This is a genomic window from Streptomyces sp. NPDC093984 (assembly GCF_044764595.1).
Lineage (GTDB): Bacteria > Actinomycetota > Actinomycetes > Streptomycetales > Streptomycetaceae > Streptomyces > Streptomyces cynarae.
The window spans coordinates 67362-83933 of record NZ_JBIWIM010000014.1; the positions used below are offsets into that span (position 1 = coordinate 67362).

14 protein-coding genes and 3 pseudogenes are annotated in these 16572 nt (G+C 69.7%); 9 read left to right on the forward strand and 8 right to left on the reverse strand.

The features are described from left to right. Positions 1-231: 231 nt before the first annotated feature. Entirely contained in the window at positions 232-792 is a 561-nt protein-coding gene (locus ACIRC0_RS33895; RefSeq protein ID WP_403624110.1) for a DUF3322 domain-containing protein, read from the forward strand. Continuing rightward, positions 761-883, forward strand: a pseudogene (locus ACIRC0_RS33900) (hypothetical protein); the annotation flags it as partial. The gene ACIRC0_RS33895 and the pseudogene ACIRC0_RS33900, both read left to right, overlap by 32 nt. 54 nt (positions 884-937) lie before the next feature. Here ACIRC0_RS33900 and ACIRC0_RS33905 read toward each other — a convergent pair. Beyond that, positions 938-1099 (reverse strand): annotated as a pseudogene (locus ACIRC0_RS33905) (transposase); the annotation flags it as partial. On the opposite strand from ACIRC0_RS33905, the gene ACIRC0_RS33910 reads away from it, so the two are divergent. After that, positions 1020-1454: a MarR family winged helix-turn-helix transcriptional regulator gene (locus ACIRC0_RS33910; RefSeq protein ID WP_403624113.1), complete on the forward strand. Its 435-nt coding sequence runs from the start codon at positions 1020-1022 to the stop codon at positions 1452-1454. The pseudogene ACIRC0_RS33905 and the gene ACIRC0_RS33910 overlap by 80 nt on opposite strands. 390 nt (positions 1455-1844) lie before the next feature. Here the strand turns inward: ACIRC0_RS33910 and ACIRC0_RS33915 are convergent, their stop codons facing one another. The 3 genes from ACIRC0_RS33915 to ACIRC0_RS33925 all read right to left on the reverse strand — a co-directional run bounded on the left by ACIRC0_RS33915 (position 1845) and on the right by ACIRC0_RS33925 (position 4020). Next, positions 1845-2480 carry a maleylpyruvate isomerase N-terminal domain-containing protein gene (locus ACIRC0_RS33915; RefSeq protein ID WP_403624115.1) on the reverse strand — a complete coding sequence of 212 codons (636 nt, stop codon included), beginning with the start codon at positions 2478-2480 and terminating at the stop codon, positions 1845-1847. A gap of 833 nt (positions 2481-3313) precedes the next feature. Beyond that, on the reverse strand, positions 3314-3535 hold the full coding sequence (locus ACIRC0_RS33920; protein WP_266636582.1) for a helix-turn-helix transcriptional regulator: 222 nt from the start codon (positions 3533-3535) through the stop codon (positions 3314-3316). Continuing rightward, on the reverse strand, positions 3535-4020 hold the full coding sequence (locus ACIRC0_RS33925) for a DUF2975 domain-containing protein (protein WP_403624118.1): 486 nt from the start codon (positions 4018-4020) through the stop codon (positions 3535-3537). The genes ACIRC0_RS33920 and ACIRC0_RS33925 overlap by 1 nt, the downstream gene beginning before the upstream one ends. 410 nt (positions 4021-4430) lie before the next feature. On the opposite strand from ACIRC0_RS33925, the gene ACIRC0_RS33930 reads away from it, so the two are divergent. Together ACIRC0_RS33930 and ACIRC0_RS33935 are read left to right on the forward strand one after the other, a co-directional pair. Next, positions 4431-4751 carry a hypothetical protein gene (locus ACIRC0_RS33930; protein WP_403624121.1) on the forward strand — a complete coding sequence of 107 codons (321 nt, stop codon included), beginning with the start codon at positions 4431-4433 and terminating at the stop codon, positions 4749-4751. 382 nt (positions 4752-5133) lie between these two features. Beyond that, entirely contained in the window at positions 5134-6843 is a 1710-nt protein-coding gene (locus tag ACIRC0_RS33935) for an MFS transporter (protein WP_403624124.1), read from the forward strand. A gap of 423 nt (positions 6844-7266) precedes the next feature. Here ACIRC0_RS33935 and ACIRC0_RS33940 read toward each other — a convergent pair. The 3 genes and pseudogenes from ACIRC0_RS33940 to ACIRC0_RS33950 all read right to left on the reverse strand — a co-directional run. Then, positions 7267-7578: pseudogene (locus ACIRC0_RS33940) on the reverse strand (NADPH-dependent F420 reductase); the annotation flags it as partial. 155 nt (positions 7579-7733) lie between these two features. Then, positions 7734-8849, reverse strand: coding sequence for an FAD-dependent oxidoreductase (locus ACIRC0_RS33945; protein WP_403624127.1), 1116 nt, complete (start codon positions 8847-8849; stop codon positions 7734-7736). A gap of 226 nt (positions 8850-9075) precedes the next feature. Next, positions 9076-10011: a Clp protease N-terminal domain-containing protein gene (locus ACIRC0_RS33950; protein ID WP_403624129.1), complete on the reverse strand. Its 936-nt coding sequence runs from the start codon at positions 10009-10011 to the stop codon at positions 9076-9078. Between the two features lie 104 nt (positions 10012-10115). On the opposite strand from ACIRC0_RS33950, the gene ACIRC0_RS33955 reads away from it, so the two are divergent. Further along, positions 10116-10475 (forward strand): excisionase, encoded by a 360-nt coding sequence (locus tag ACIRC0_RS33955; protein WP_403624132.1) that lies wholly within the window; start codon positions 10116-10118, stop codon positions 10473-10475. Between the two features lie 149 nt (positions 10476-10624). Here the strand turns inward: ACIRC0_RS33955 and ACIRC0_RS33960 are convergent, their stop codons facing one another. Further along, positions 10625-11269, reverse strand: a complete 645-nt coding sequence (locus ACIRC0_RS33960) for a dihydrofolate reductase family protein (protein ID WP_403624134.1) — start codon at positions 11267-11269, stop codon at positions 10625-10627. Positions 11270-11556: 287 nt separating this feature from the next. Here ACIRC0_RS33960 and ACIRC0_RS33965 point away from each other — a divergent pair, with 287 nt between their 5' ends. From ACIRC0_RS33965 to ACIRC0_RS33975, 3 genes are all read left to right on the forward strand, one after another. After that, positions 11557-12342, forward strand: a complete 786-nt coding sequence (locus ACIRC0_RS33965) for a thioesterase II family protein (protein WP_403624137.1) — start codon at positions 11557-11559, stop codon at positions 12340-12342. Positions 12343-13555: 1213 nt separating this feature from the next. After that, a complete protein-coding gene (locus ACIRC0_RS33970; RefSeq protein ID WP_403624140.1) occupies positions 13556-14767 on the forward strand; it encodes a cytochrome P450 in 1212 nt (403 codons plus the stop codon). A 101-nt stretch (positions 14768-14868) separates the two neighbouring features. Further along, on the forward strand, positions 14869-16221 hold the full coding sequence (locus ACIRC0_RS33975; protein ID WP_403624143.1) for a serine hydrolase domain-containing protein: 1353 nt from the start codon (positions 14869-14871) through the stop codon (positions 16219-16221). Positions 16222-16572 lie beyond the last annotated feature (351 nt).

A 16572-nucleotide genomic window follows, 5' to 3' on the forward strand; every position in this document is an offset into this window, starting at 1 on the left:
GTGTCGAAGGGCAGCCCGGTCCAGCGGCGCCACTCCGCCAGCGAGGCGCCGACCGTCATGGAGGCCGGGGCGATGGAGTCGATGGAAGCGCCGGTGCCGGCGTGGACTCGCAGCCACGGGTCATCCGGCACAGCCCGTCGGAGCGCAGCCGGTGGGCGTACTCGGTGATCGGGGTGCGTGGTTCGCGGTGCTTGGCGCTGGGCGTACGGGCGCGACCACCTCACGGAAGCCATGGGCACGGGCGTTGCCCCGCATCGCCTTCGGGGGGTGGCCGCACGGGCGGCGGCGGATGCCCGCCGGCACGCCGCCGAGCGAGCACGCCGCCCCCAATCCCCCGCCCTCGTCCGGTGGATGGCCGACCACCCCATGAAGGTCCTTTTGCACACCGAGACCTGGCACCAGCTCGTGCGCACCGCCTGCTGGATCCACGGCCACACCGCCGAGCAGGTCCACCTCCGCGAGATCGACAGCCCGTCCACATCCGCCTGCGCCACCTCGGCGCCTCTCCCCTGCCCTTCCGCGAACTCAGCGTCAGAACCGAGGAACCCGCCGACTGGTCCCCCGGGGGTGTGCACCGTGTTCGTCGTTCGAGAACGAGATTGCCTGTCTCTCCTGCCGCGGCCGCTGCTTGAGGGCAAGCTGCGGCCCGGTGCGGTCGATGATCCGGTCCTCGCTGGACTTGGAGGCGCCGAACAGTGGCGAGCCGCCGCAGCGTCAGGTCGAACTCGACAAATCGTGGGACGCGCTGCACCGATGCTTCATGGATGGCGCCTTGGCCCTCGACAACGGTGACTTCCCCTTGTCGCACGTGATTCTCGGCGGGGTACCGCTGCACGAAGGCGACGACTACATCGTCTGCTACGTCGCTGCGCAGCAGGTCCGCGAGGTCACGGCAGCCCTGGAACCAGACCGACGGGCAGTGCTGCGCGATCGCTTCGACAACATGAAACAGGTCCATCACCGCGACTGCGTCGGGGACTTCTTCAGCTGCGGCGGTCTTGAAGCCGGTGAAGCCGTCCATGGCCACAATCTCGATCCCGTCGCGGAACGCTGGTGTCTGGGCCTCGAGCCAGGTCTTGAACACCGAAGTGCTGCGGCCGTTCGGGATGAGCGTGACGCACTACTCCTGCCTCGAGCTGCTGGCGCAACGACCGGGCTTGTCGAACTCCGAGCTCGCGCGGGGCGCGTTCGTGACACGGCAGACGATGAACGTGCTACTCCAGGCCCTGGAACGAGACGGCTACGTGACCAGGCCTGCGGAGGCACCCGTCGGGAAGGTGCTTCCTACGCGGCTCACGCCTCGCGGCCGACGAAGCCTCGAGAAGGCGAGCGCAGCCGTCCGGTCCGTCGAGGCCAGAATGCTGGCCGGCCTGACCGAGACCGAGCAGTCAGACGCGTTCCGGATCCTGCAGAGGATGATCCATTCCCTGCGCGATGACAACGAGGATGCATAGCTCGTTCCGCGGCGCACGTCTCGTCGCGCTCGGACAGGAGTGCAGCCGAGCCTGAGAATCCGTGCCGGCGACCTCGAAAACCGACAGACCCCGACTACACCCTCTACTGCGATGAGCCCTCATTGTGTCAGCCGTTGTAAGCGCAGACACCAGCCGCAAAGCAGCGTGTGATCACATGCTCGCCGCGTGGCAGCCTGTGCCAGCTCACCGCCCGCGGCCAGGCGGGACCGGGCCGACCCCACCCTAAGGCGTTCACCGATCCGGGCTCTGCGCGGCCATCGTCGACCGGCTGGCTTTCAACGGCGCCGTCATCCAGACCGGCACCGCGTCCCACCGCCTCGCCCACACCAAAGCCCAGGCCGAACGGACTGATGCGAGCTCACGCGGCGTTCAGAAAACGTTGATCGCAGCTGGTGCCCGCTCCGCACGGGTCAGGGCGCGCAGCACTGCCGCTTGGCCGTGGCGCCGGGCGGCAAGCCCGGTCAGCAGCGTTACCACGGGATCGAGGGCGGCGCCAGGAAGCTCCGGCGCGCTGAGGCCCACGCTGACCGCCAGGTCGTCCATATGCACAGCGAGTTCGACCATCCGCGTCACGAGGAAATCGTCCAGGCTCAGCGCCCACCCTGTTTGCGGCAGGAACACCACCCGGTCGCCGTGCACCTCCTCAAGGCCGCTTCGTTGCTGGTCGAGCGTGGCATGGACGCGCTCGCGCAGCGGCCGCACGCCTTCGGAGGAGATGCCTTCGCCCTTCGCTCGAATTCCAGAGTTGATCTCGCCGTCGAGCGGCGCGTCGATCCACACGGCCCGCGCGTAGTGTTCCAGCACGGAGATGGGTTCCTGCTCAGAGCCAGGTCCCTCCAGCGCCGGATCCACGCTGAAAATCTGATACGCGAGGTGGCCGGCCAGACCGCCGACAGTCCAGTGCGCCAACGCGCTGGGTTTCTCCCACGAGGCGGCCACTTCCGGTGCGTCCAGCAACGCTACGGCCTGCGCGGCAGTCTCCAAGTAGGCGTTCTTCAGACTCACAAGCCCCCCATGATCCGTCCGGACTCCAACATTACGCAGTACGGCTGAGGGGGTCAGCCCGACACCACACGGCCATCCAAGCCGGCGCTTTCGCGTCGGCAGGACATAAATACCCAAATCTCCCGCACCGCGACAGGCGAGCGTGCCGAGCGACATCAAAAGTCATTGACGTTGATCAAGCTGCTACCTGCCTGGGCGACTCCCGAAGTCACCAACAAACGACTCCGGAAGAAACAAGCACAGCCAACCTGTCTGTCCGTCACCGCGGCGGCCGCCGCGGACGGCACCGCACGGGCGACGGAAACCGCCCGCCGCGGCCGCTCGCCAAGATCCGGCGCCACTCTAAAATCGAATACGTCAACGACAGGTTGGCGGAGCCGGTGCCAGCGCGGCCGTGGCGCCCGGAGGATGGGCCGAAGCCGACTGTGTGGACCTGGCCCCGCACGCATCCGCCAGCCCTGCGGCTGGGGTGGTCGCGGGTGAAGTGGCGGTGGGCCACCGTGATGGCCAGGCAGGACTGGGCGGACGGCAGGGTCGCCTATCAGGTGTCCGTCGACCTGGGCGGCTCCGCCTCAATCACGGGCGTGGCGGGCATGCGGGCCAGGCATCCCCCGACCGGCCCATCCGCCCACCGCCACTCGGCGGCGCGGGGAGTTGCGCTGGGGAGTCACGTTCGCAGGTCGCGATCGTCGACCAGGCCGGTCGGTGAAGGTCGACCGGCCCACCCAACGGGATCGGGTCGGCGCTGCGGGTGATCGGCGATACACGGCCATGCGGTCGACGCGCCGTGTCGCGGGCCGGTGGTGCCAGAGGTTTTCACGCCCTGGGGCATGTCATCCGCCCGCGGCGTCCTCGGCCTCCCAGCGCAGCAGGTCGCCCGGCTGGCACTTGAGCACCTCGCAGAGTGCGGCGAGCGTCGCGAAGCGTACCGCCTTTGCGCGGCCGTTCTTGAGTACCGCCAGGTTGGCGGGCGTGATACCGACGCGGTCCGCGAGTTCACCCACGGACATCTTCCGCCTGGCCAGCATCACGTCGATGTCGACGACGATCGGCATCAGATCACCTCGTCCAACTCGGCCTGCATCCGCGCCGCTTCGACGTCGCGCGCGACGGCCTGGGCGAGCAGCATCCGCAGCACGAGCACGATGAGAGCGACCCCCAGGATGGCCACGCCAACCCCGCCCATGATGACGGTGACGCCCGGATCGGCCCGCTGGCCCGGCGCATTGAGGATCGTGACCGCGAACCACACGAGAGCAGCCGCCACGATCGCGCCGATCACGCCGTCCACGTACCGGAAGGCGGCGTGGGAGAAAACGGTTCCGCGTCGCACCATCGTCACCAGCCGCCATACGCAGACCACGGCGACCTGGACCGACACCATGCCCAGGATCGTGATCACGCGCAGCGGGGTCAGCGGGAGCGACCCGTCCTCCGGGTCGGTGGCCAATGCCCACACCATCGATGCCTGTACGAACACGGTGCCGACGAGCACCACCACCAGCACGGCGCGCAGCGCACCCACCGCCAGCTTTCCCATGACCCATCCTTCCCATCGAGTAGCGATGGGAATCTATCGATATTCGATAGGTGAAGCAAGGTGCAATCTCAGCTGTTACCAGCGCAGCGAGATCAAGGGCCCGCTGGGGGACAACGTGCAGAACATCTTCCTGAGCGCTCGCCATCTGTCGAAGGGCAGAGACGCCGTCGCCCCCCGGTAAGGGCTCCGCGGCCTTCACGACGGATGACCTCAGGAATGTCGGTGTCTGGCACAAGGGCGGTTCAGGCTACTGGGCCACTGGCCCCTTCCCAGGCATGCGGGGGGAGGATCGTGACCAACCAGTCCATGTTGTCGGGCCTGCTCGGACAGGTACCGGCTGCATCGGGGGTCTGCCGGGCTCCGGTTCCGATGCCTGGCAGACCCCCACCAGGCAGCTCATCCAGAACGGAGTGAGAGCGACAGTCACAAACCAGAAGGCGGGCCTGTGGGTGCGGGGAATCCTCGCAGCCGGTCTGTACATCGTTGCGGCCGTCATGCTGGCGCTGAGCCTTCCGGCGGCGGGCGTCGAGACGACGCCGACGAGTGACCCCGACACGGCGGCGGGGGCCTTCTTCTGCCTGGTCCTGTCCGCGTTGTTCCTCGCCGCCGCCGCGGCGGTCTCCTTCAGGTGGAAGGCGGCCCACGCCCTGTGCCTGCTCCACCTGATCCTCATGGTGATCGTCTGGACTCAGGTGCCGACCCCGTTCCGACTGATCCCTTCGGACACGTGATGGACGTGCGCGTACTCGTGGACGTGACGGTGGTCGCGTCGGTCGTTCCGGCCCAGCCGATCGTCTCGATGGAACCGTCCACGAGTACGAACGTGCGGCCTGAAACAGGCTGATGATCCATCGCCACCCCCAGGCTTCCCGGCGTGACCGGATATCCCTGCACCTCCCCAGGTGCAAGGTCACGTTTCGGCATCCCCATGCACATCTCTAGGCCGTACCGACTGGTCGGTACTAGCCTCTGCGCACAGCTTTCCCGTCTGGACACAGAGACCCGGGGTTCGGCCCACCTGGCCGAACAGTGCTCATGCCCGCCGCACCGCAAGGCGTGCACTGTCCGCACCCACCGCACCGGGCCCTTGGGCCCGAAACCAGGAGCCGCCGCATGACTGCCATGCCAGCTTCGCCCGACGACACGCATCTCACACCAACCGATACCGGCACGCCGGAAACAGCCGGCCGCGCCGCCCAGTTGTGGCGCCGCGAGTTGAACCACTACCCCGTCACCTCACGCCGCATGGCGTACCTGGCCATCGTGGTGTTGACCACCGTGGTCCTGTACTACGCCCTCTATGTGCAGTACGCGGTCGCCACGTCGATCATCACGCACTTCCACATGACCTACAGCTATTTCGTGTGGGTCTCCGTCATCGGCAACGCGGTCGGCGCGTTCGCCTCGCTCGTGGCGGGCCTCGCCGACCGTTGGGGCCGGGCCAACATGGTGGTCTACGGTCTTCTCATCGCCGCCCTGCTCAGCCTCCTCGCCCTGCCCAACGCCCCTGACAAGGGCACCTACTTGGTGCTCTTCGCCTGCCTCAGCTTCGTCGAGGGCATCGTGCTCGTGGCCACGCCGGCACTGATCCGGGACTTCTCCCCACAACTGGGCCGAGCCACCGCAATGGGCTACTGGACCATGGGCCCGGTCATCGGGAGCCTGGTCGTCACCGTCGTCACCAGCAGCACACTGTCCTTCGCCAGCTGGCAGGACGAGTTGCGCTACTCCGGCTGGGCCGGGCTTGCCGTCTTCGTTCTGGCGCTGGTGGGGCTGCGCGAGTTGTCGCCCCGGCTGCGTGATCAGATCATGGTCAGCCTCCGCGACCGTGCACTGGTCGAAGCGCGGGCCAAGGGCATGAGTCCGAGGACAGCGGCAGAGAGCCACTGGCGGCAGATGCTGCGGCTGGACGTCGTCGGCTCGGCCACCGCCATCAGCCTCTTCCTCCTGCTCTACTTCGGCGCCGTGGGAAACTTCGTCGTCTATTTCGCCGCGACCTTCGGCTACAGCGAGCAGCGCACCAACGGGCTGGCCAACTGGTACTGGGCGGCCAACGCGGTCGCGCTGGTGGCGGCGGGGCTGGTCTCCGACAAGCTGAAGGTGCGCAAGCCGTTCATGGTCGCCGGAGCCATCGGTTCGATAGCGGTTACCACGCTCTTCGCCCTTCACGCCACAGACCAGCGAACCGGTTACTACACCTTTGCCGCACTGTTCGTCGCCATCGGTGTGTTCACCGGCGTCACCTACGCACCCTGGATGGCGAGCTTCACCGAGACCGTCGAGAAACACAACCCGGCCGCCACGGCGACCGGTCTGGCCGTGTGGGGATGGATCATCCGGGCGGTGGTCGCGATCTCCACGGCGTTCGTCCCGGTCGTGGTCACGTCGGCCACGCCACTGGTCGAGCATGGTGCCCAGGTGAAGGCCGCGAGTGTGCAGGCCGCCCCCGCTCTGGCCGTCATCGACGCGCACCCGCGGCTGTTCGCCGAACTCGAGGCGTACCCTCCGACGGCGGTCCCGCCGGCACTGGCGGCTCAGGCGGTGCGAGAGGTCGGGGCCGACGGCCTGGCCACCGTGCGCAAGGCCCAACCGCAGTTGGCGCTGCTGCAACGCTACGGATCCCAGGTGAAGAACGCCGCGGCCCAGGGGCCCGAACAGTGGCGCACCTGGTGGCTGATCTGTGTGGCCGGACAAGTGTTCTTCCTGCCCTTCATCTTCGTCATGGCCGGCCGTTGGAGCCCTCGGAAGGCACGCGAGGAGGCAGTGGAACACCAGCGCGCCGTGGAGCGTGAACTGGCGGCCCTCGCCGATGAGGCCGACTGATCCCACGGCCACCCTCCAGCCTGGGTGGGCGGCGCGAGGGCTGCCCACCCAGGCCGTGGCGTCGGTATCCAGGTCGGAGCAGTCGCTGGAGGAAAGGGCGAGGCGGGGGTCCAGCAGGCCGAGTCGGGCAAGGGCGGCGTGAGCGGCGGAGGGGTGACCCGGCGTATGGAAGTGCGACACTTCCGGCTGGACTGTTGCAGTGGGGGATCGCGTCCTGCGCACGCCGGTCGGCCGGAACCCGTTCGAGCACGGACTGAAGTAGCTGCGGCGGATGAGGGGGCGTCAGCGGCCGGACGGATAGGCACCCTGCTGACTACGGCAGTGGATCCGTCAGGCATCGGAGATCCGCTGGTCCGCGTCGGCGTCCGGGCGAGCACAAGCGGGAGTTTCAGTCCAGGCGGTCTGTACGCAGAGAAGGTGGGCTCAGATGTCGGTGATGCGCAGTCCGGCGTGCGCCTTGTAGCGGCGGTTGACGGAGATGAGGTTGGCCACGAGCGACTCGACTTGGTGGGCGTTGCGCAGCCGGCCGGCGTAGATGCCCCGGATCCCGGGGATGCGGGAGGCGAGTGCCTGGATCGTGGCGGTCGACTCGCGGTCGTCGCCGAACACCATCACGTCGGTGTCGATCCGCTCGATCCCCTGGTCCATCAGCAGGACGGCGGACAGGTGATGGAAGGCGGCGGTGACGCGGGAGTCGGGCAGCAGCAGTGCGGCCTGCCGGGCGGCGCTGCCTTCGCAAGACCCGGCTCGCCCTGGAGGCGGCGACCGCGATGCGCAAGGGCTTGCCGGACGGGGTGTGGCTGGTGGATCCGGCCCCCGTGCGGGACCCCTCCGCGGTGCCGGGCGCGACCGCGACCGCGCTGGGCGTACCGGACCTGGGGGCCCTGCCTTCAGCCCGGTTGGAAGAACGCGAGCATTTTCTGACCGGCGTCCGGCGACATCAGGATTTCCTGGACGAGCGCGGACTGCCGGCCGGCGGCGCTGGTGCGTTCGAACATCTCACGTTCGTATTCTTTGACGGCGGCGGGAAAGTCGTTCGGGTGCGCGGCCAGCGCGAGGCCGAGCAGGGCGCCGTCGAGCAGCGCCATGTTGGCGCCCTGCCCCACCGGTGGCATGAGGTGCGCGGCGTCGCCGAGCAGCGTGACGTCTGGCCTCGAAGGCCAGGTCAGGCCGACCGGGAGGGTGGTGATCGACCGTAGCAGGACCGTGTCGTCGCAGGCTGCGATCAGTGCGGTGAACCGTGGGTCCCAGCCGGTGAACAGCTCGATCAGCCGCATCCGGGCGGCGGCCGGGTCTCCGAAAGGGATCCCGCTGGTCGCGAACCAGTCCTCGGCTGTGTTGTGGAAGCTGAGGTAGATGCGTACGCGGCCGTCGCCGTTGCGCTGCGCCGACAGGGATTGTCCGTTGCCGAGCACCCAATAGTTGCCGCGTCCGACCATCGCCGCGAGGTCGGGACGGGTGCGGTCGATGTCGGGGATACCCAACTCGACGATGTTTTGGCCGGTGTGCGCCGGTCGGGCGTCGGTGAGCAGCGGGCGGACCCGGGAGTCCGCGCCGTCGGCGCCGACCAGCAGATCGTACGTCGCACTGCTGCCGTCGGCGAAGTGCAGCAGGCCGTTGTCTGCGGATTCGAACGCGTGCCCCCAGCGCACCGCGTGCTCGGGGAGAGAGTCCAGCAGCAGGTTGCGCAGATCCGCACGGTCGACCTCGGGTCGCTCGAGCGGCGCGTCGTCGGGTGTGTCCTCCTGGAGCAGCAGGGTGCCGTCCGGCAGGAGAAGTCGCAGGTCCTGGCCTTCACGACGGGCAATCGCGTGGAACTGGTCGATCAGTCCGGCCTCGCGCAGAGCCCGTTGCCCGGTCCCGGAGTGCAGATCGAGCATGCCGCCCTGACCGCGCGCGCCGCGCGACGGTTCCCGTTCGTACACGACGGCTTCGATGCCGTTCACGTGCAGTACGCGGGCAAGGGCCAGGCCACCCGGTCCGGCTCCGACGATGGTGATGCTCAAGGTTGCCTCCGATTCACCGAATTGCCTGCTCGCGGGAGATCGACCCGTGGTGCGCGTGGGCCTCCACCGGCGGGGCGCCGAACGCGATCGTGGACTCGCCGGACGCCTCGGCCGGGAACCTGGTCAGATGCGGCCGCCAGCGCGAACGGCGCCGGCGCGCCGGCGCTCACCACGCCCCCGTACTCGCTTGTCCCACTGGCAGGTTTCGGCCCGCTGATCAGCCGGTTCACCGGCGGAGCCGGGGCGCGAGGACCGTGCGCACGGCCTTGGCCACCTTGCTCGCGGCGGATCCATCCTCTTCTTCCGGCTCCGGTTCCAGCAGGCGCTGGATCTGCAGCAGCAGTTGGTTGGTCGACCGCCAGAGCGGGAGGAACATGCCTGCGACCGGTCCGACGCCCTGGATCGGGCCGTCGGACAGCTCGGTGACCTTCTTGGCGATCGCGACCGTTTCCGGGTCCCGCAGGATCAGGTGCACCTCATCGTCGACCAGCCGGATTTCCATCTTGCGCGCCGCGGCTTCCTCCGGGTTCGCGTCCGTGGTCGTCTCCGGATCCAGTTCGTCGATCTTGGCGGCGACCGCGTCCGGGTCGACCCCGAGTTCGCGCAGCACCCTGGCCGCCATGCTGTTCTCCGCCCGCAGCATCGCCTCAAGCAGGTGATGGCTGCCGACCGGTGCGCCACCGGCCAGCGCACTGGCGGCGGCCACAGTGTCCTCGGTGGCAGGTGTGCCGGTCGGCCATGGGCCGGCCGTGACGTCCTGCGATCCCTCCACTGATGCCAACACCGCGGCACGGATCTTGCTGACCGGACTGATCCGCTTGGCAAGCACCTTCGCGCCGACGCCCTCACCTTCCCTGACCAGGGCGAGCAGGATGTGTTCCGTACCGATGTAGGTGTGATGCAGCTGCTGCGCCTCGCGCAGGGCCAGTTCCAGCGTCTCCTTCGCGCGCGGCGCGAACGGGATATGGCCGCTCAGCTCCTCCGTGCCGGGCGTGACCACCGCGGTGATGTCGACCCGCGCCGTCTCCTTGTCGTACCCGAGCTGGTGCAGAACTTTCGCCGCCGCACTGTCCGGCACGTCGAGCAGCCCCAACAGGATGTGCTCCGTGCCGATGTAGTCGTGCTTGAGCAGCCTCGCCTGCTCCTGGGCCGCGACGACCACCCGGCGGGCTTTCACCGTGAACCTTTCAAATGTCATGGTTCTATGGTCGCAACCCTGTCAATACACTGTTATTGACAGGGTCACCATGTCGAAGGGAGGGTCTGATGGAGACACCGTCGGACTGGGAGGACCGGCTCGCGCGGTGGCAGAATGAGCTGGAGCTGTTCGAGCAGCTGGACGACAGCCCTTGGGTCACGCTGGCCAAGGCGGAAGCCGAGACCGGCGTTTCCCGCTCGGCTCTGCGCTCCTGGTACCGCAACGGCGAAATCCAGTCCCGGCTCGTGGACGGCCCGAACGGGCCGCAGCGCCTGGTCCGTCTGGACGCGGTGATCCAGCGCGCCGCCGCGTCACCGCGCATTCAGCGCAGGGCGGAACGAGAGGTCAGCCTGGAAGCCCAAGTCACCCTGCTACGGCACCGGGTCGACCAGCTCGAGCTGCGGCTGGCCGCACTGGAGCGGAAGTGACCGGCGCGGGCAGAGCCGGGCCCGAACGGTGCCACCGTCGCCAATAGCCAGTGGTCGTACTCGGCGCATCCCCACGCGCCGTTGCGTGACGGCGGCGACCTGGCGGATTGACCGCCGACGACAGCAACCCACCTGGGTGCGGGGGGACTTCAGTCGTCGCGCCCGACACCGCGATCTGGTGCGCTCATGTCTCCCGTCTCGGGCCTCCCGGCGGCGAGCCCGTAGCGCAGGTACACGGTGCCCTTCGGACTGGCTACCGGCGGTTGGAGGAGTGTGACGTTCGTAGGCACCGCGCCACCGTCGAACACCTTCTTCCCGACGCCGAGCACTACCGGGTGCACCCATAGGTCGAGACGGTCGAAGAGCTTCTCGCGCAGAAGGGTCTGCACCAGGTTCAGGCTCCCGACGACCTTCACGTTCGCGTGCCGGTCACGGATCTCGCGCACCGCGCCGGCCAGATCCGGGCCGAGCTGCGTGGACCCGGCCCACGAGAGGTCGGGTTCGCCACGGGAGGCCACGTACTTCGGGACGCTGTTGAAGAGCATGGCGATCTCGTTGTCCTGGCCGCCCTCCTGGTGCGGCCAGTAGGCGGCGAAGATGTCATACGTCCGCCGGCCGAGCAGGAGGGCGTCCGTGCCCTCGTACGCGGCACCGACCTGCGCCCCGGCGACCTCGTCCAGCAGGGGGGCCTGCCAGCCGCCGAACGGGAACCCCACCGGGTCCTCGTCGGGACCGCCGGGCGACTGCCCGACGAGGTCGAGGGTCGCGAACAGTTCGATATGGATCAGGCCCATGCCTTACTCCCGATGAGTTGGTCGTCTCGGTCAGGAGGTAGACCTGTGAGCGTCGGCAGACTCATCGCTGCGACAGGACCCGAGCACGCTCGTGGCACGCTCGTGTATCAGGTCGAGCAGCCGCTCTGGTCGATCACGGTGCAGGGGATCGGAACGGCGGGTGGGAAGAGGGGCACTGCAGGCTCAACGGGCGATGTCCGAGGTGGGACGGTTGGTAGGCTGACGCGGTCGATCGACATGTGCCGGGCGGACGGCCGCCCGGGCTCCCGGCGCGGTGGGGGATGACGATGCACTCATGTGGACCTCGACGGGCACGGGTCGACTCCCGGAACCCGTGGTTCCGGCATTACCGGGTCGAACGTCCGCGGCTACGACTGGTCTGCTTCCCGCATGCCGGGGGCGCCGCGACGCTGTACTCGACCTGGGCGTCCCGGCTGGAGGAGGGGACGGAGCTGCTCGCCGTTCAGTACCCGGGGCGGCAGAACCGGCTCGCCGAGCCGTGCGCGACGTCCATGACGGAGCTGGCCGACGCCGTCACGGCCGCGCTGGTCCCCCATCTCGACGTGCCGGTGGCCCTGTTCGGGCACAGCATGGGCAGCGCCGTCGCCTACGAGGTGGCGCGACGCCTGACGCGTACGGCCGGTGCCAAGACCGTCGCACTGCTGGTGTCCGCTCGGAGTGCGCCCCACCTGCACGGCGCCTCGGCCGGCGACGCGTTCGACGACGTACGGCTGCTGGAGTCGGTGAAGCGGCTGGCCGGGCCCGATGCGGCGGCCTACGAACACCCGGACCTACGCGACGTCCTGCTGCCGTCGCTGCGCGCCGACTACCGGCTGCTGGACGCCTACCGCCCGGGCCCGCCGACCGAGCGGCTGCCTGTCCCGGTCACGGTCTACGGCGGCGACCGGGACCCGGCCTGCCCGGTCGCGGACCTGGACAGCTGGGCGGAGGTCACCGACGCCGGCCAGGAGACCGTGGTCTTCTCCGGGGGCCACTTCTATCTGCGGGAGCACGAGGAGGCGCTACTGGAGCACATCGGCTCCCGGCTCCCGCCGTGCGTCAACGCGCCCTGAGGCCACGCCGCTCATGACCCCGCCAGCGGGTGGCCCGGGTCGCGGACGACCTCGTCCAGCATCCCGGGTAGTCCTCGTCCTCCCCGCACTCTCGGGTCCTCCCCCACTGGGCTGTGCGCGCAGCACCAGCGTGATCGCCCTGGACCTCGCCAGTGCGGGGCGAAGACGTCGGCGAATCTGGACTCCGGGACCGGTCAGAACGCGTCCCGCCACATCCACAGCGCGTTCCGGCAGCGGCCGGGGCATCGGTGCGACAGCCGTTACGGGCGCCGGGCTCGGGGCATCGGTGCGACCCCGCTGAGGGCGCAGTTCCGCCCCCAAGCGGCGCCGCGGTCACCGACGTCCAAGGGCGCGCAGGTGACGTATTTCTTCGCCCTCCCCCACGGCCGTCCGGATCCCGCCCGACGGCCGCATCAAATCCCCGCTGACAGCAGTGGTTTCAGGCCATCTGCCGATCGGAGCGGCAGTCGGCCCCGGGACGGCCGCGCGGGGCCGGACGGCGACCGCTGAGCGGTCCGACGGCAACTTTCTCCGGCGTCCCCGGTTTGCGGGCGAAAGCCCGGGGCACACGCGGAGCGACGTTCCGGCTGGAGCGCTGCACGCGCCTAAGTCCCCGCCGAAGTTGGCCGGCGGTGACGCAAATGCACCGCCTACATACTCAGCGTTCAACTTTTGGGGGTTGCTTCAGAGTGACGGAACGTGAAAACTGTGGCTGAGTTCCATCGAAACGAAGGTCACGGGACCGCTCATCATGCCAATCGTGGGGCGACAGGAACCCACGGCTGCATATTCTCAGACTTCGTTTCGAGCGGTCGGGTCAACGGGCCCCGCTGTCCGCTCTGGAGCCGGGAGGACCCCGCGTGGCCGTCGCGCGGGAGGTGTCGCCGAGGGGGATGGGTCATGCCGGGCTGGTGCACTGCAGGACGGGGTGCGCGGCGGGACCGTGGCCGGTCGCGCAACCGCAGTGCCCTTCACCGGACGTGCTGAGGGGCTTCGGGCCGCCCGGCACCCGGCCGACGACGCTTGACCGTCGCGCCACGCTCGACAAGCCACGCGGAAGCCACCGCTCAGCCGCGCCGCCGGCAGTCCCGGCTGCCGAACAGCCGGCGAGCGATGCCCGGCCGCTCGTGGCGTCTGCGCCGAGCGCCGCCATCGACCCACACCACTCTCGTGGACCTCGTCCTCCGTGCCCGCGCGCCGCTACCAAGGAGAAATGGTGATCAGTAACCAACTGGCAGGTGAACCGCTCCTCTTGGAGGTGTTACCCCACCGCTGGCGGGAATTACGTGAGGCCGGGCCGGTGCGGTACGACGAGGCGCAGGGCGTGTGGCAGGTCCTGGACCACGAGACCGTCGCCACCGTGCTCGCCGACCCGGCCACCTACTCCTCGGACTTGTCCGCCCTCACACCCACCCAGGCAGACTTCGAGACCTTCCGGCAGGGCAATTTCGTCGGCATGGACCCGCCGGAACACCGCAAACTCCGCACACTGGTGAGCCAGGCGTTCACCCCGCGCGTCGTTCAGGGGCTCGCGCCCCGTATCGAGGCCGTGTGCGTACGGCTGCTGGACGCCGTCGCCGATCGCGACCGGTTCGACCTGGTCGATGCGCTGGCCTATCCGCTGCCCATCATTGTGATCGCCGAACTGCTCGGCATCCCCGCGGAGGAACACCGGCTCTTCCAGGAGTGGGCGAGCGTGCTGTTCGGCGGGGACCAGCTCGGCGAGGCCCCCGACATGGCCGACCTGGAACGGGCGTTGGAGGCCATCGCCCCGACGGTGCGCGAGATGAACGGCTACATGCTGGACCACATCCGCCACCGCAGAGCCCACCCCGGTACCGACCTCACCAGCCGGCTCATCGCCGCCGAGGTGGACGGCGTCCGCCTCACCGACCAGGAGATGGTCGGATTCGTGGCCCTGCTGCTGGTCGCCGGGCACATCACCACCACGGCACTGCTGGGCAACGCCGTCGTCACCTTCGACCGGCACCCAGGCACGGACGCCGCACTGCGCGCCGACCCGGCAGGCGTCCCGGCCGCCGTGGAGGAGGTGCTGCGCTGGCTGCCCCCCTTCCCCGAACTCGGGCGCCGCGTCGCCCGGCCCGTGGTCCTCGGCGGGCATGAACTGCCCGCCGACACGCTGCTGATGGCTCATCTCGGTGCCGCGAACCGGGACCCGTCCCGCTTCGACGCGCCCGACGTCTTCGACGTGAGCCGACACCCGAATCCGCATCTGACCTTCGGCCACGGGATTCACTTCTGTTTCGGCGCGCCACTGGCCCGGCTGGAAGCACGGATCGCCCTGCAACTGCTGCATAAACGATTCCGCACCCTGACGGTGCCCTCCTACGAGGACGTCGCCTTCCAGAACCCGGCCGTCATCATCGGCGTACGCCACCTGCCCGTCGAGGTCAGCAGAACGTAACGCCGGCGTGCCCCGCGCCCGGCCTGCCCCGACACCGCTCACCCCTGGGGCCGGGCCGTACCACACCCGCACATGAGACCCATCAACGGGAGTCCCTTCTCATGCCCTACACCGTCCCCACCGCTCCGGCCGCTTCCTGTGCGCCGGCCCTGGTGCGCCAGGAACTGCAGGACCGACTCGACGCGCTCGCCCGGACCCACCGGGTGCCCGGCGCCCAACTCGCCCTGGACACCGGCTCGGACTTCTTAGTGCTGCACACCGGTACGGCCGACGCCGCCTCCGGCGCGCCCTTGACGGCCGACACGGCCGTGCCCCTGGGATCGCTCACCAAGCCCTACACGGCCGCCCTCGTCATGCTCCTGGCGGACGACGGCGACCTGGACCTCGACGAGCCCGCCGCCGACCACCTCCCCGAGCTGCGCGGCGCCCCGGACGTGACCGTCCGCCAGCTGCTCAGTCACACCGGCGGACTGCCCACCGGGCCCGACTCCGACACCGCCGCCGCGACGACCGCCGCGCGCTATCTCGCTGCCGTCTGCACCGCCGAAGACGCGCTCTTCGCGCCGGGCACCGACTTCTCCTACTCCAACGCCGGCTACGTCGCCGCCGGCCGGCTGGTCGAGGCGGTGACCGGCATGCCATGGCGGGAAGCAGTCAGCACACTGCTCCTCGAACCCCTGGGAACCGTCCCCGCGTTCGTCGGCGACACGGCACCCCTCCGCCCGGTCGCCACCGGTCACGCGCTCAACACCGCGACGGGCCTGGCCCGTCCGGCCCGGCAGAACCTGGCGCCGCTGGAGGCGCCGGCCGGTGCCCTGCTGGCGAGCGCGCAGGACCTCTGCGCGTTCGGCAACGCCCTGATCGGCCGTGGCGACGTCCTGCCGCCCGCCGTCGCCAAGGAGATGCGCCGACCGGAGACCGCCGCCCGCCCCGGCGCACTCGCCGACGGCTGGGGCCCGGGACTCGCCCTGTACCGGCAGGACGAGCGTCTGTGGTGCGGGCACGACGGCAACGCCCAGGGCACCTCCTGCCATCTGCGGGCAGACCCCGAGAGCGGCGTGGTGATCGCCTTCACCGGCAATGCCTCAGGCGCCACCGCGCTCTGGCGCGACCTCGCCGCCGAGCTGGCCGCGACCACCGGCGTACGGGTGCCCGCCACCGTCCCACCAGCGGAACGCGGTCGTCCCGTCGTCGTGCATGACTGCCTGGGCAGCTACCGCAACGGCAGCACCGTGTACACCGTGTCGCCGGGGCCGGACGGCACGCCGGCTCTGTCCGTGGACGGCGACCTGCCCATCCCGCTGGTCTGCTACGACGACCTGTCGTGCGATCTGCTCGACCCGGCCGGCGGTCGGCTGGAACCCGGTGGCCGGTTCCACCGGGATCCGGCCACCGGCAGGGTCAGCCGACTGCAGATATCCGGACGCACCGCGCGCCGCACCGACGACGGCTGACCCGTCCGGCAGGGGCGCCGAGTTCGGTTCGACGGCCGGGCCGGACGGCGGGGTCGCGGTGCCTCGACGGCTCGGCGGCCGAGCCGCACGGCACGCCGTTCGAGCCATCGGCGGTACGACGTCCGCGCCGCCGAGCGGCACGACGCCCGAGCCACCGACGGTCGGCGGCCAGCCGAGCTGTCCACGCCTCGCCGAGTCCCGGTGGCTCTGCCGGGCCCGGATGACACCGCCGCCGGCGCCCGGTCGGCCGACGGCGGACCGACTCGCGCCGGTGCGGGGCGGACCGCGCGGGCCCGCTCGCCCGCCGAGGCAGCGCCGGGCACCGTCGACCGCCCCCAGCGCCACGGCACC

Excerpts from the sequence above, each read along its gene's own strand:
- ACIRC0_RS33895 (WP_403624110.1), top strand. The coding sequence starts at position 232 with ATGGGCACGGGCGTTGCCCCGCATCGCCTTCGGGGGGTGGCCGCACGG.
- ACIRC0_RS33910 (WP_403624113.1), top strand. The coding sequence starts at position 1,020 with ATGGCCACAATCTCGATCCCGTCGCGGAACGCTGGTGTCTGGGCCTCG.
- ACIRC0_RS33920 (WP_266636582.1), bottom strand. The coding sequence starts at position 3,535 with ATGCCGATCGTCGTCGACATCGACGTGATGCTGGCCAGGCGGAAGATG.
- ACIRC0_RS33925 (WP_403624118.1), bottom strand. The coding sequence starts at position 4,020 with ATGGGAAAGCTGGCGGTGGGTGCGCTGCGCGCCGTGCTGGTGGTGGTG.
- ACIRC0_RS33935 (WP_403624124.1), top strand. The coding sequence starts at position 5,134 with ATGACTGCCATGCCAGCTTCGCCCGACGACACGCATCTCACACCAACC.
- ACIRC0_RS33955 (WP_403624132.1), top strand. The coding sequence starts at position 10,116 with ATGGAGACACCGTCGGACTGGGAGGACCGGCTCGCGCGGTGGCAGAAT.
- ACIRC0_RS33960 (WP_403624134.1), bottom strand. The coding sequence starts at position 11,269 with ATGGGCCTGATCCATATCGAACTGTTCGCGACCCTCGACCTCGTCGGG.
- ACIRC0_RS33965 (WP_403624137.1), top strand. The coding sequence starts at position 11,557 with ATGCACTCATGTGGACCTCGACGGGCACGGGTCGACTCCCGGAACCCG.
- ACIRC0_RS33970 (WP_403624140.1), top strand. The coding sequence starts at position 13,556 with ATGGTGATCAGTAACCAACTGGCAGGTGAACCGCTCCTCTTGGAGGTG.
- ACIRC0_RS33975 (WP_403624143.1), top strand. The coding sequence starts at position 14,869 with ATGCCCTACACCGTCCCCACCGCTCCGGCCGCTTCCTGTGCGCCGGCC.